The sequence below is a fragment of the Paenibacillus kobensis NBRC 15729 genome (assembly GCF_004000825.1).
GTDB classification, from domain to species: domain Bacteria; phylum Bacillota; class Bacilli; order Paenibacillales; family Paenibacillaceae; genus Paenibacillus_T; species Paenibacillus_T kobensis.
Genome location: NZ_BILZ01000004.1, coordinates 173,673 through 188,910 on the forward strand (window position 1 = coordinate 173,673; position 15,238 = coordinate 188,910).

The following is a 15,238-nucleotide window of genomic DNA, read 5'->3' on the forward strand; positions in this document are numbered from 1 at the left end:
TGGTCTAGGCCTCCCCGCCTTCATTGAAGTCATCCATTTGAGATTGATATAGAAGGCGCAGCTAACTCGTCTTCCGGTTCTCCGACGGGTACAGGACGATACGGCCGTCTTCCATTTCGACCCGTACTTTGTTGCTGTCCTTGAAGCTGTCATTATCCAGATAGCCTGCAGGAATTTGCAGACGTCCGGCGCGGTCCAGCACGGCGTATTCAATATGGCTCTCCGCTTCCTTCTGTACGCTCTCGGCAGCAAGCTCGGCCAATTCATCAGAATAATACGCCTTCCGAATCATCTCCGCGGACGTCTTGCCGTCCCGAATCTGGACGACTCGGTCGACCTTGCGGGCGAGCATCGGGTCGTGCGTCACAATGACGATCGTGATGCCGATCGTCCGGTTAAGCGTCCGGAACAAATCGAGCACTTGATTGGACGTACTCGTATCCAGTGATCCCGTCGGCTCGTCGGCTAGCAGAAGCCGCGGCTCGTTCGCCAATGCGATTGCAATCGCCACGCGCTGCTGCTCGCCCCCTGACAACTCGCTGAGACGATTCATCACGCGGTGGCTCAGACCGACAGCATCCAACAGCTCGAGCGCTCTAGCCTTGCGCCGTTTGCCGCGCAGCAGGATCGGAAGCTCGACATTTTCCAGCGCGGTCAAGTAAGGGATCAGGTTGCGTGCATTGTTCTGCCAGACGAACCCGACCGATTCCCGCTTATATTTCACAAGGTTCTTCTCGCGGAACGTGAGCAGATCTTTCCCGTCGACGGTCAACTTGCCGGCGGACGGCTTATCAAGTCCGCCCAACATATTAAGAAGCGTCGACTTGCCGCTGCCGGAGTTGCCGATGATCGCCATCAGCTCGCCTTGCTCGACCCGAAGATCGAGGCCTTGCAATGCGACGACCTCGAGGTCTGCCGACTTGTATATTTTGACGAGTCCTTCGCAATGAATCATAGGCTACTCCTCTCCCAGCTTCAGCGCTTGGGCTATGCGGATTGTGGACAGCCGGTAACCGATAATGAGCAATCCGACCGTCAGCGTCATGCCGACAATAGCGTAGAGCTGCAAGTAATCGCTAAGCTGATACGTAATCGTAAATGGAGGCACCTGATCTTGGGCAGAGAACGACATCTCGAACAACGGAACGAACCATTCGCTTGTGATATTGCCTATGATGACGCCAATGATGACGGCCGCGCCGGACGTGAGCAGCTGTTCGCTGATGAGCATGCCGATGATTTGCAGAAACGGAATGCCCATCGCCCGCAAAACGCCAAATTGGAGCGTTCTTCCCGACAGTGTCAACACCCAGAAGAGCAGGAAGCCGAAGAAGCTGATCAGCATAGAAATGACGAATCCGAGCGTCATGACGCCGTTGATGGCGAGACGGAACGGATCGTTCTTGGATTGAACGAGCTGCTGCGTCGAATCGTTCAGACTCGTCACCGCAAGCTTTTGTTTCGCGAGCTGATCATAAACCTGCTGGCTTACGCCATTGTCCGTCAACTTTAGCCAAACCTCATACGGTTCGACCGCCAGCTTGTTCTGTATAGCGCCGAGATGTCCGACAATCAGCCTCGACGTCTCCGTCTTCCCTTTCTCTCCGGTCGTCGGCAGAGGGTTCCAGCCCGGCCAATAATCGATAATGCCATATACCGTAAATTGCGCTGGGTCGAGGCCGTCCCAATAAATCCGAATCGGATCGCCCGGCTTCAGCTTTGCCTCATCGGCAATCGAACGCGAAATAAGCACCGCCTTCGTATTGGGAGCGATTAAATTTAAATAGCTGTTGATCGGGTACTGCAACAGTCCGTTTTTCATCCATGCGGTATTTCCATAATCTTTGGTGTCGATGCCGACCAGCGTCGTCGCGCCTGATTTGCCGTTGTTCACGGAGAACCGGGCATTGTCCTTCCGGAATACTCTTGCGGCCGACTCTACGCCTTCTAGCTCCTTGAACGGTTGGAAAGGAGGCTCCGTATACTGCACCCGTTTTTTTTGCGTTACGCTTATTTCGCCGCTCTGCTGCCCCGGCGAATTGGCTGAGGCCGGCGGAGGCGCGTCGCTTTCCCAACGCGTCGTCAACGAGATATCGGCGCCGACGGCATAATGAATCTTGCTTTCCATGTTATCGTTAATCGTTCTAGCCGCATTCGCGCTGAACAGACCGGTTGCAACCGTCATGACCAGAAACACCTTGATCGTCAAATATTGTCCGGAAGAACGGCTAATTTGGATAAGCGTATTGTAGAGCGCCGCCGGCCACCATCTTCGGCCGGCCCAATAGACGAGCCGAATGAACCAAGGGTATACCCGCAGTACAAGCAGCCCGCCGCCGAGCGCGAACAGTGCCGGCATAAGGAAAAGAAGCGGATCGACCTGCAGCGCGTCGGAGTCGAGCGCAAGCTTTTTTAAATCGTCCTGCCGATTGTTGAAGTTATAGAGCAGGTAGACGGCCAGACTGACGAGGATGATATCAAGTCCGGTCTTATGCCAGAACGACATTTTGGTCAGCCGGGCCATTTGCTGTTTATGATTGACGATGCTGACCCGCGTCGCCAGAAAGGCCGGAATTAGAATGAGCACAACCGCCCCAAGAACCGCTACGGCTGCGATTCGATAGGCGCTGCTCGACAAGCTGACCTCAAGTGCCGACCGCTGAACAAACTCGAGGAAGCCGTTAGATGCGCCTAGCAGCTTCGTGAACATCACGCCGAGGAACGGACCTGCCGCAAGGGCGCTTAAGCCAAGCACCAAGCTTTCCAGCGTATAGGCCGACATGATTTGCAGCCGGCTGGCTCCGCGGCTGCGGAGGACAGAAATTTCCGTCTTCTGTCGCTCGATGATCAGATTAGCCGCCATGTACAAATAAAAGGCAAGCATCAGCATGACGGGGGAGTACAGCGACAGCATCATGACGTCGAGCTTGTCTTGCTTCCCTTCGTACGATGCAATAGTCGCGCTCGCTGGAATGTTAACTTCGTCTGCACCGAGTCTGCCGCGAAAATATCGGCGAATGTCCCGGTCGGCCTGAACGAACGTTGCGATCCGATCCACTTTCAACTGCTCGTAATTGACGGCATAACGCCATTCCAACTCGGATACCCTCGCTTTGCCGCCCTTCGTGAACTCACGCTCGAACTGCTCGAAAGGGATAAGAAACCCGTCGGAATTGTCCGTCGTTAAGAATGGCAAATACGGATCGGCGGCAGGCTCCGTTCCGATGATTCCCACCGGAATGACGCGGAACTGCCCGCCTTCTTCTTCCAGCGATGCCGCTGTCAGCTCTTCGCCAAGCTTCCGCTTGGTGGCAAGCTGGAATTTCTGCGTTACGAGCGCTTCGATTATGCCATCCGAACGGTCAACCGGCATTCTGCCCTCCAGTAGACGCACCCGTTTCTCCATTTCAGACAACGATTTGAAACCGCCTAACGTATTCTGAGACTGCTTCTCCTGCTCCGATGCATCGGAACCATACACTTTCATTTTCTGAGTGGTCCGCTGTTGATAGAACGAGAGCGCCTCAAGCTCCATTCGCCCAGGAATCGTCTTCACGAACCGGTCCGCTCGCTCGATCGCATCCATCGTCTTCTTGTCCATCTTCACCGCTGAGACCGTCGTCGCGATTCGAATAAAACCTGGATATACTGCGTTCTGCGTCTGTACAGACTGCACTTCTTTCAACAACGTCCGCTGCAAAATGGCATGCGAGTAAAGCGGCATCGAGCTGAATAGTGCTACGCATACCGTAAGTCCTAGCCATAAATTCAGCTGCAGCCATTTGTTGTTTGCCATTTTGCGGAGGATCATCGTCCATAAGGCCATACGTACACCCCATCTTAATGCCCGGTATAAAGCCGGACCTGCATTGTTCGGTTAGTTGCTCAGGATGACCTGTTGGCCTTCCTCTAATCCTTTGACAATCTCGACTGCTGTCGGCGTCGACAGCCCGACCTCGATATCGACTTCCTTACGGCGTTCGCCCTCTGCGATCTGCACGTAGGAGCGTCCCATGTAGCTTCGCAGCGCCGAACGCGGCAGCACGATTACGTTCTCTCTTTTCTGAAGCTCGATCGTAAGGTCCGCGCTGTCTCCGACATGGATGCCGTCCGGCGGATTATCCATGCTCATATATACGGTAACGGCATTATTCTCGGCCTTCTTGTTGTCTGCTGCCGCCGGAATATTGGAAGGAGACTGAACGACTTCTCCCGTATAGTTCGAGCCTTTATATTTGAGAATGACAGGCATTCCTGTCTTAACTGCGAACAATTCTTTGCTGTCGGCTGCCACATACGTCAACTTCAGATTGGAAGGGTCCGCGATCGTAACGATAGACTGATAGGCATTCACCGTATCGCCTGCATTAAGATTTTCAACGAATGTAACCGTCCCCGAGATCGGCGCGAATAAACGCGACTTATCGAGGCGGCCCTGCATCGCATCGAGTGACATTTGCTCCCGCTCAAGATCGATTTCCCGAAGCCGAATGTCAGTTGAACTTGCATCAGCGGCAAGAGCCTGTTTGTACAAAAGCTTAGTGCGTTCGACGTTAAGCCGCTGCAAGCGGACTTGAAACTCCAAATCGCCCGTCTCCAGCTCCGCGAGCAGATCGCCGGCCTTCACTTCTTCTCCGGCGGTGACGGCTATCGCCTTCACCCGTCCGCCGGATTCCTTGAAGGACAGAGGCGCTGCGTTCGAGGAAACGAAATAAGCGGTTCCTTTAAGAGAAGTTTGAATATCACCGCGGGTAACCGGCACAACGTCGAATTGCTCCAGCGCCGGCTCCACAAGAGGCGGTTGGAGAACCTCCGGCTCGCGCGGCAGCAGCGAGCAGCCCGCTAAAGCTGCCGACGCCGTCAGCAGAACCAAAGCATATTTGGCAGTAACCGTCCATTTAGATAAGGGGGGCTTCGTTCGTTGTCTGCGATACAATTCGTCCATCCTCCAATGCAATTACGTGATCGACAAGCTCCATAATGCTCGGATCATGCGTCGTCAGAACGACCGTCATGCCGGAGCGGTTCACAATGTCCCGAAATACGCGAATGACTTGAAAGCCCATTCTGCTGTCCAGCTCCGCGGTCGGCTCATCCGCAATCAACAGGTCGGGCTCATGTGCAATTGCGCGTGCGATTGCGACGCGCTGCTGCTCGCCGCCGGACAGCTCTGTCGGACGATGCTTCATCCTCTCCCGCATACCCACCTGCTCAAGCGCCCGCTCGGCTGCCTCGCGGTGTCCCTTCGGCTTCGTCCCTGCAATCCGCAGACCGAACTCGACGTTCTCATAAGCGGACATGAGCGGAATCAAGCCGAACGATTGGAACACGAGTCCGATTTCCTTGCGCCGGAGCTTGTTGCGCTGAGCCGCATCAAGCCCTGTCAGCTCCTGGCCTTTGAAGAACACTTGACCCGCTGTTGGTTCGTCCAGCGCGCTTAATATATTGAGCAGAGTCGTCTTGCCGGATCCGGACCGGCCTTTCAACGCCACGATCGTTCCAGACGGTATATCCAGATGGATGTCCGCCAATGCGGTTACGGCACCATTGCCTCGGCCGAATACCCGCTTAATACCTGCGGCCTTCAAAATCGTTCCGCCGTCCGGATGCTTCAATCCCTCTCCCATCAAGGTCACCAGCATCCTCCCCCTTCTCAAATCTTGTTGTTTATGTCATTTTAGCGTTTTCATATCAGAAGAAATACCTGTCGGTTCTTGTGCATTTACCCGAGAAATTATAGGTTTGTTCCATACAACGAAGAAGACCGCATACCGTAGGAAACGGTATGCGGTCTTCTTGTCAGGCGCTAGCTAGCACGCCGAATTTATTGAACAAATTGCCACGAATCGAATTGGAAGAGCTTCTGCCCCGGCTTTCCTTTGAACACAAAGTACAGATGTTGAATGCCTTCGGCTCCCGTAATACTCGTCGACGTATCGGCCCATTCTCCGTCGCCGCTTGCGGAAGGCACCGTAACCGTGCCGATCAGTTGGCCGTCCGGGCTGTCTAGACGGAGATCGATGGAGCTGCCCTCGCTTACGCTGGATACCGAAGCCGTGAACAACTTTGCGCCGGCTCCGAAATTCACATTAGAGACTGCCGTCCAATCAGCGTTATCGATATCGGTTACAACCATGTTCGACGAAGCGTATTCCGCGTCACCGGCTTGAACAGGCTGCACGTTAATGCCTGCGCTCCATGCGATCGTCTCTGCACTCTGGCGGATGTAAGGATCCAGCGTTTTAACAGGATCGACACCTTTAAAGTCCGCCGTAATCTCCTGGATCGAGCCGTCCTCATTAAACGATACCTGGTTTAAGTGCGTAGAACGGTACCCTTTCGGCACTCCCATCGCTTTGGACAATGTCTGCGCGTGATAGGCGATATACCAAGCGTCTTGGAATTGGAAAATCGCATGGTGATTGTTGCCGCCTACACCGAAGAAATGACCCGGGTTTTTCAGAATCGTACCTTGATATTCCCATGGCCCCATCGGATTGCTGCTCGTCATATACGCAATTTCCCCAGCCGGAGGACTGCCTTCCGGACGGGCGCCGTCGAAGAAATTGGAGCAATAAGTAAAGTAATAGGTATCACCTACCTTATTAATGCCCGCATCCTCGAACATGAACGGCGCAGGAATGACTTGTGCCTCGCCGATGACGCTGATCATGTCGTCGCCAAGCTGCATGACGCGTGCCGTATTCGGCATCTCGTACTGGCCTTCCGGTACGCCTCCGCCGAAGTAGATATAAGCTTTGCCGTCATCGTCTACAAGAACAGCCGGATCGAACAGCCACGTTACGCCCTCAACACCAGGTTCGGATCGCGCTACGAGCGGCTTGCCAATCGGATCGACCCACGGACCTGTCGGACTGTCGCTCGTAAGCACGCCAATGCCGCTGGCATTGTTGGCGAAGTACAAGAAAAACTTGTCTTTACCGTCAATTACTTTATATGCAGCTGCCGGCGCCCACGACTGCGTCGCCCATTTGGCCGCGCCTTGCGGACCTGCAGCGTTCACGACGCCGTGATCCGTCCAGTTAACCAGATCGTCAGACGATATCACCGTCAGTTTATTAATGCTGCTGTACGTGTTGTCCTTCACTTCACCGTCCCCGTCATATTCGAGCACGTCGTTCGTAGCATATAAATAGACCCGATCCTTGTACACTAAGGCATAAGGATCCGCGCCGAATTTATGCGAGACAAGCGGATTGCCGTTTGGAGGCGTCTTGCCGATTGCGCTTGCTGATTGATCATTTGCGGTTTCTGCCTTTTGATCGTTCGTCTCTTCACTCATGGAAATGGTCAACTCCTGTGTCGTTCTTGTCGGTGTGGTCGCGGTTCCCGGCTGAGAACCCCGGTTCATAATGAATAGTGCGACTAGCGTTCCGACCAATATGGCGGTCATCAGACGAAACCTACTCATTCTCATCCCCCTCATGTTTGTATAAGCTTAACGCTTGCATCCAGAGGGGACAACCCGCCATTCGATCAATCAGTACCTTTCAAATTCTAGATTCTTTCATCCCTTCAGAGGGAGCGTATCCCGGTATTCCTGCGGTGTCATTCCCGTTACCTTCTTGAAGAAACGGGTGAACGAGTGCGCCGCTTCGTAACCTACGGCACAAGCCACGTCTCTCACCTTCAATTCTCCGTCCCGAAGCAGCTCCTTTGCCTTCCGGACTTTGCATTTGTCGATATAATCCGATAGATTGATGCCCTTCTCCTGCTTGAAGAACCGGGATAAATACGAAGGGTTGAAATAATGAGATTCCGCTAGCCTTACTAACGATAAATCCTCGCTCAGGTGATCCTCGACAAACTGGCAAATCCGGTCGATGACCAACGAGGTGCGGTCCCGGTCGTTCATCTGTTTAAAGTGGAAAATAGATTCCGCTAGCCTCCGCAAATACATGAACCCGTCTTTCATCGAAGGATGGTCATCCAATCGGAGCACCTTGCCGTACTCGTCGATCCGGCCCTGCAGTCCCATACGGTTCACACATGAGTATAGCATCAGCGCGATCGAATAGTACATCTCTATGGCCAGCTGCACATGGTCAGGTTCGCCCAGCGCAACGTTCGTCATCTCGTTCAATTGCTGAAGAAACGGCTCCGCTCTGCCCGATTCGAGATGCGCGGCCATAATATCGATCCGCTGAACACTCGCAAATCCTTCCTTGCCAGAAATCCCGTCCGGTGCAAACGAACAGCCATGCTTAATAATCGAAATCCCTTCCCCGATCTTAAATTGCTGCAGCTGCCGAAGCGCCTCGTACTGCTGCGTCACATCCTTCCAGCCGCAGCATGTACTGCTGATCGTTAAGCCAATGGATAGTCCGACCGTTTCATAGCATTCTTCTTGGAACAGCTCAAGCGTTCCTTCCAGGTAACGTGTGAACGAATCCGCTTCGCCTTCCCCTTCCGCTTGCAAAGGCTGAAGAAACCAGATCATGTCTTCATACTTATCTACGATGCCAATACAGGTTGCTTTATCGGATAGAAACGAATCCCATGTCCCGCTTATCGAGGCAAAAAGCCCGTTTCGATCGGTGCTGGACAGCCCTTCCGGGAACTTTAAACGGCCAAGGATAAGAATGACCGAGCGATTCGGGTCCAATGGAATCTTCAAGTTATGAAAATCCTGAATGAGCACGTCCATCCCGGAGCATCGGGCTCTGCTTTCCTGCAGCAACTGCCGCATGTAATCCCCTTGGGCAAGCCACTGATAAGCATGCAGCTGCTCGCGGGATTGCTCCAATATCCGGCTCTCCAGATTGCCTAGATGAATATCTTCCAGCACGTCCTGAACCGTCTCGGTCACTTTGCCATACCCTTCGGTCTTGAGCAAATATCGGACTTTCGGAATTTGGATCGCCCGGTAAGCGTAGTTGAAGTCGTTATGTCCCGTCAGCAGGATGACTCTGCATCTAGGCCAATTGCTTATGATCTGCTCCGACAGCTCCAATCCGTTCATGCCGGGCATGGCGATGTCGGTCATGACGATATCGATTCTGGTGCGTGACATCCAATCTAACGCTTCCCTAGCCGAATAGGCTTTGCATACATCGAGACGCTCCGGCATGAGCCGTCTGAATACTTCGTAAAGTCCGTTCGTTATAATTTCTTCGTCGTCCACGATTAACAACCTAAGCATCCCAGTTCGCCTCCCTGCCATGGATTCGGATCGTGACCTTAAGACCATTCCATTCGTTTCTGGACAAAAAGATGCCGCTGCCTTCGCCGTAGGTCAGAATAATTCGCCGATGAATGTTCATCATCCCGGTTATTTCATCCGTGTTGGCCGTACTGGATAACCGATTGTTAAGTGCCTTAAGCCGCTCTTCGCTGACCATTCCCCCGTTATCTTCTACAATAATTAATGCTTCGTTCGGATGATGCACGAACGTAACGCGCAGCATGCCTTCATCCGGCATTTGCTCCAAGCTGTGCTCGTAGGCGTTCTCGATAATCGGTTGAACGATCAGCCTGGGGACGAGAATCCATTCCATTTCCTTCGGCAATTCGTCGAATTGGACCCGGATTCGCCTAGAAAACCTTATCTTTTGAATTTCGGTATATATTTGAGCGTGTTTGATCTCGTCTCCCAGCCTTACATTATCGTCCATATTGCGGGTAATGAACCTGAAATACTCCCCGAGCATGTTCGTGAACAGCTCGATTCTCTCCGTATCGCCAGTCTTGGCAAGCGAGTTGAGGATAAAGAAGCTGTTGTACAAAAAATGCGGATTAATTTGCGACTGAAGCTGCTTTAATTCCGCCTTCTGCATCATGAGTTTTTGCTTAAAATCTTGATCGATCAGCATCTGCAATTTCACCAGCATTTGATTGTACCGATCGTACAGATAGCCGAATTCATCCTTCTGCTTATGTTCGATGTGCGTATCGAGCGCCCCGCCCTCCATCCGTCTGAACCGCTGGACAAGCAGCAGCAACGGGCGGTGGACGTATCGGTACGTCGAAGTTAAGTAGACGATGACCGCAACAACCGAAGTGACCGCGAATACCCAGGCCCATAACGTAAATTTGTTAAGCGGCCTCTTCACTGTCGCTTCAGGCAAGTACGAGACGACAGACAATCCCAATTTATCGGAATCGACCTTGTCGACATGATACTTTTTACCCTTAATCACCATCTGTGTCGTACGGTTGTCCATCGCCTTGGCCGCATTCCGTGCATCGGACTTCGCGGTCACATTCTCGTCGCTGAATAACATAAAATCCGCTTCGTCCGCGATTAGTACCGAGCCGCTCCCTGGGTATACGTTGAGCTGCCGCAACGATTCCCTAAGCTTTTCAGTGTCCAGTTCGATTTGCACAAGGTAGAACGGTCCCTCCGCCTGCTTCCATCCGAAGCTTAAAGCGCTTAGATGAAGCTCATTGCGCTGCTGAATCAGTCTGCTGCCGCTTCGGCCCATCATGCTCACGATTTCGTTGTAGCTTTGTTTATCGAAATCTTGAACGGCGTTGCTCGCCGAGACCGTCTTGCCAATGGCACGAATGTGGATCGAGATGTCCTTAATATAGGCGCTGCTGCTCTTGATCGAAGTGAGCCTGTGCAGCAAGTAATAGACGCTTGTCCGTTTCTCGACACTGTCCATGAGCGGCCAGGTCACGGCAATTTTATTCAGCTCGCCCTCCTGCAACATATCGAACTGCTGAATTTCAAGCCATTCAATCTCTCGGTTAAGACGCTCCAGATAGGAATCTAATTGTGCCACTGTATTTCTCGAAATCTCTTCGCTCGCATTCTTGTAACTCCAGTTATACAAGTAGATCCCTAAAATAATCAAAGGCAGAATCACGATGATATACATCGTTACAAGCCTTACAAATATAGAATGGCGCAAGGAATGTGCGGGAATCTTGAACAATTCATCTCCTCCGATGCTGCATTTCACCTTTCCATTCAGCGCCCTTGTTATTGGCCAAGTACCATTGGTTGACTTCCTCCGTCATCTTGTCTCCGCCAATCCGATACCACTCTTGTACGAACGCATCGAACTCGTCGATCGAACGGCCGAGGATAATGTTGGAGAACGCGTCATTTTTCAGTGAATTCAGAATCGTCTTTTTCTCTAAAATCGTATCCGTCGGAGCACCAACGAAGCTCTCGTACAGCAGCTGGTTGTTGTTCCGGTATTGGTCCAATATCGAGAATGCTCCCGACGGTCCATACGTTAAATTCCAGCCCCATCCTACCTCCGAGCCTGTAGCGAGATAAGAGTCGATATTTTTTTGAATGGCGCGCGCCTCGTCCTTCAACACTGACTTGTCTCCCGTTAAGCGAGACTCTTCGAGTTGATGGAATGCCTCCAAATTTTTAAGCGCAGGAAAAGGCGTTACAGGGGAAAGCTTCCATACCGGTTGAGGGGTACTGTAATAGGATTCGTATTCAGCAGTCGTCCCCCAATTTTTCTCCAAGTGCAAATTGAACAGCTTTACGATCGCCTCAGGGTGCTCGAACCCTTTGCGGACGACCAGAAACTGATTCGTCCGGAACCGAAGAGGAACCTTAGGCAGCTCTTCCGTTGCTGACACGATCGGAAAAGCTTGCCACTTCACGTCAGGATCCTTGCTGCGGCTCGTCTGCGCAACGAACGAACCCCACTGCTCGCCGTACATCATGCCTGCTTTGCCATCCGCAATATATTGTTTCGCCTTATTACCATCCTTGAACATAAATTCTTTGTCCAATTGACCGTCCGCGTACATTTGTTGAAGCACTCTTAACGCCTTCTTCACTTCGGGCTGGACAGCTCCGTATACAAGCCGTCCCGAATCGTCCTCGATCCATATATTCGGGTATGCGCCGTAACCGGCCATAAATCCAGTTAACCCCATAACGGGGTCCCACAAATATTGAGACAGCCCAAGCCCGTATGTATCTTGTTGGCCATTCTGGTCAGGATCCTGATCTGTAAACGCTTTCGAAATCGCTAATACGTCACTCATCGTCTTCGGTGGCTGCAATCCGACTCGATCCAGCCAATCCGTTCGAATCCATAAATATTCAGCGTCTTCAATAGAGGAGCTCGTTTCGGGAATGCCCATTAACTTGCCGTCAATCGTTGCTGCCTGAAACGGACCAAGCCCTTCTTGCGCAAGCACTTCCTTCGTGAACGGCGCCGCATATTTCCAATAAGCACTTGTTAAATCCTCAATCAGGTCCGCATTGCTCAACTGTCTTAACTGCTCGGCGTTAACCTTTACGACGTCGGGCAAATTGCCGGCCGCAAGCGCGGCGCCGAGCTTTTGCTGATATAAGCTTCCCTTGGCCGTCCATTCATACTTAATTCGAATCCCCAGCACTTCTTCATAAAGCTTGGTCCAGAGGTTGTCCTCAAACGTATTGCCGGGAAGGGCTTTAAGCAGCTCGTCCATGTCGTCACCATTTTCCCTTACAAAAGAAAGGTCGATCGGCGGATCGTATCTGCTTAGGCCCGGCTCCTTATACATATCTTGCTCTTCTATTACCTCTGCACTTGAGCTATCTTGCTGGCCGCCGCCTCTTACGCATGCCGACAACAGCGGCAGCACCAACGTTGCCGCGAGAATAAGCCGAGCTGTTGTCCATTGTGACTTTAGCAAGTAGATAACCCCTTTTCACGATCAGAGAATTAAAAGAGTATCATGACAATTATCCAGAAATATTGCCCTTAGCACAACAAACAGATCTTTACTTCGTATCCCTACTTTTACGAAAAATTATCGGTCTAATTCAATACGATCCTCTCCAAACTATTCGGCCTGTTCGGCTAATTTAGTGGGGCCCAACACTCAGCTTTCCTTAAGCTGAGCAGATGTTGAGTAAGCTTCGCTGTTGTGTGCTTACAGGCCACATGGATTTGACATTCTCGCAAATCACCTCAGCGCCGGGGAAACTAGATTCGTTGTGGTCTTCGAAGTACATTGATCTGCCCAGTGAAATCTTTACAAACACAAAGAAACTGCTTCTCGTAAAATGGTGAGTGGTTCTACCCTTTTACAAGAAGCAGTTTCTTTTTAGAATGTATTATCCCATTCCCACCCGAGAACGGAGCAAGCGAATGATTCTGAAGAAACGAAGCTTATGCTTACGTAGCAGCTTTCCTCCGGAAAGCTTGTAGGTCGCCTTTGTGAGCGGATTCCCACCTCTACTAATTCATTCATAGGAATCCGGGAACAACAGCGATCGTAAGAACATTCGCTTGCGGAGTGACCCAGAACATTCGCTTGCGGAGTGACCTAACTTCTAAGCGTCCACTTGCGTTCGCTGAGCAGCTTCTGAAGAATGATGAACACAAAGAGGAGTACGCCGATGACGATCTTCGTCCACCAGGAGCTAAGCGTGCCTTCGAAACTGATGATCGTCTGAATGACGCCCTGAATCATCACGCCGAAGAACGTTCCGACGATATAGCCTACGCCTCCGGTAAGCAGCGTGCCGCCGATCACGACGGCCGCGATCGCATCGAGCTCCAATCCCATCGCATGCAGGCCGTAGCCCGATAACATATAGAAGGTGAATACGACGCCGGCCAATGAAGAACAGAGACCGCTGAACATGTATACTTTGATTTTCGTCGACTTGACCGGCAAGCCCATCAGCAGAGCCGACTGCTCGCTCCCGCCCAGCGCATAAGTATTGCGGCCGAATCTGGTGTAATGGGCGATATAAAAGCCTGCAGCCACGACAACGATAGCGATGATTACGCTGATCGAAATAAAGTTGCCGCCCGGCAAACTGATCTTCGTCTGAGCGACCTTCGTATAGAAGGCGTCGTCGATAATTATGGTGTTGATGCTGATGACGTAGCACAAGCCCCTCGCCAAGAACATGCCCGCCAATGTTACGATGAACGGCTGAATTTTGAAATAATAGATGATAGCGCCCATTCCCCAGCCGAATCCTGCCCCCATCAGAAGCACGACCGGTATGACGGCATATGGCGGCCAGCCTTGCTCCAATAAACTGGCAGATACCATCGTCGTAAGCGCGATGACCGAGCCGACGGACAGGTCGATCCCGCCGGATACGATGACAAACGTCATACCGACAGCTACTATCAGCAGGAAAGCATTGTCGATCAACAAGTTATTGAACACTTGCAGCGAGAAAAACCCCGTATACCGGAACGATCCGACCGCAAACATGAGAATAAATAGGCCTAGAGTAACAACGATTGGAATAAACTTTCGGTTAAACATGCTGTTTGACCTCCCGCTCTGCCGGATAATGACGAGTCTTCCATCTAGCGACAATCGCCTTACGGAATGACTCGGACTGTACCAAGCAGACGACAAGAACGACGAATGCTTTGACGACGAGCGTTATCTCCGGAGGAACGCCCGTCATATAAATGGTCGTCGTAAGCGTCTGAATAATCAGCGCGCCGATTAAAGTGCCGGTTACCGAGAAACGCCCGCCATTAAGCGACGTCCCCCCGATCACGACAGCAAGAATCGCATCCAGTTCATACCATAAGCCCGCATTATTGCCGTCTGCGCTCGATACGTTCGAACTCAATATCAACCCGGCAATTCCTGCGCACAAGCCGCAGAACATATAGACCGCGAGCATTACCGTCCTCGAGCGGATGCCGGCAAGGCGGCTCGCCGTCGGCTTACAACCGATCGACTCAATATAGAGCCCCAGAGCTGTTCTTCGCGTTAGAAGAGATACGAGAATGAACATGGCCGCCACGATAAAAATGGAGAATGGCAGCATGGCAAGCGAACCCGCGCCTAAGTAATTATAAGTTTTGCTCGACACCGTAATGATTTGTCCGTCCGCAATCAGCTGTGCAACGCCGCGCCCGGCGACCATCAGAATGAGCGTCGCGATAATCGGCTGCATGCCGAATATCGATACGAGCACGCCATTCCACAGCCCGAGCACTATAGCAACCGCAATTGAGACGCCGATGGCCATTAGGACGAGACTCCATGCACTCTGATCCGTCCCTTTGCTTATAAGGAGACAGCTGATCGCACCGGCAATAGCGACGACTGAGCCAACCGAAAGGTCGATGCCGCCAAGCGCAATGACAAGCGTCATCCCTAAAGCGACAATAATTAAGGGGGATCCGAAATTAAGAATATCGATTAGACTTCCGTATAAGTTCCCGTTCCGGACGATAATCGAGAAGAAATCGGGAGAATAAATGAAATTAAAGAGCAGCAGCGCCGCTAATACGGCAACCGGCCAGAACAAATGATGCTTGACCAT

General features: G+C 51.9%; 10 protein-coding genes. All 10 read right to left on the minus strand.

All coding sequences use genetic code 11. The features are described 5' to 3' along the window. Window positions 1-61 precede the first annotated feature (61 nt). Window positions 62-955, minus strand: a complete 894-nt coding sequence (locus tag PKO01S_RS04780) for an ABC transporter ATP-binding protein (RefSeq protein ID WP_127530164.1) — start codon at window positions 953-955, stop codon at window positions 62-64. A gap of 3 nt (window positions 956-958) precedes the next feature. Further along, window positions 959-3,826 carry an ABC transporter permease gene (locus tag PKO01S_RS04785; protein WP_127530165.1) on the minus strand — a complete coding sequence of 956 codons (2,868 nt, stop codon included), beginning with the start codon at window positions 3,824-3,826 and terminating at the stop codon, window positions 959-961. A gap of 51 nt (window positions 3,827-3,877) precedes the next feature. Further along, the gene (locus tag PKO01S_RS04790) at window positions 3,878-4,936 is read right to left on the minus strand and encodes an efflux RND transporter periplasmic adaptor subunit (protein ID WP_407669626.1); all 1,059 of its coding nucleotides are present in this window, start codon (window positions 4,934-4,936) and stop codon (window positions 3,878-3,880) included. Beyond that, window positions 4,899-5,627: an ABC transporter ATP-binding protein gene (locus PKO01S_RS04795; RefSeq protein WP_127530202.1), complete on the minus strand. Its 729-nt coding sequence runs from the start codon at window positions 5,625-5,627 to the stop codon at window positions 4,899-4,901. The genes PKO01S_RS04790 and PKO01S_RS04795 overlap by 38 nt, the downstream gene beginning before the upstream one ends. Before the next feature lie 197 nt (window positions 5,628-5,824). Next, a complete protein-coding gene (locus PKO01S_RS04800) occupies window positions 5,825-7,432 on the minus strand; it encodes a glycoside hydrolase family 43 protein (RefSeq protein ID WP_307719814.1) in 1,608 nt (535 codons plus the stop codon). 96 nt (window positions 7,433-7,528) lie between these two features. Further along, on the minus strand, window positions 7,529-9,163 hold the full coding sequence (locus PKO01S_RS04805) for a response regulator (RefSeq protein ID WP_127530168.1): 1,635 nt from the start codon (window positions 9,161-9,163) through the stop codon (window positions 7,529-7,531). Next, window positions 9,156-10,844 carry a sensor histidine kinase gene (locus tag PKO01S_RS04810; RefSeq protein ID WP_127530169.1) on the minus strand — a complete coding sequence of 563 codons (1,689 nt, stop codon included), beginning with the start codon at window positions 10,842-10,844 and terminating at the stop codon, window positions 9,156-9,158. The genes PKO01S_RS04805 and PKO01S_RS04810 overlap by 8 nt, the downstream gene beginning before the upstream one ends. Window positions 10,845-10,902: 58 nt before the next feature. Next, complete coding sequence (locus PKO01S_RS04815; protein ID WP_127530203.1) at window positions 10,903-12,486, minus strand: extracellular solute-binding protein; 1,584 nt, start codon at window positions 12,484-12,486, stop codon at window positions 10,903-10,905. 768 nt (window positions 12,487-13,254) lie between these two features. Next, window positions 13,255-14,217: a galactofuranose ABC transporter, permease protein YjfF gene (yjfF, locus tag PKO01S_RS04820; RefSeq protein ID WP_127530170.1), complete on the minus strand. Its 963-nt coding sequence runs from the start codon at window positions 14,215-14,217 to the stop codon at window positions 13,255-13,257. Then, window positions 14,210-15,238, minus strand: a complete 1,029-nt coding sequence (locus tag PKO01S_RS04825) for an ABC transporter permease (RefSeq protein ID WP_127530171.1) — start codon at window positions 15,236-15,238, stop codon at window positions 14,210-14,212. The genes yjfF and PKO01S_RS04825 overlap by 8 nt, the downstream gene beginning before the upstream one ends.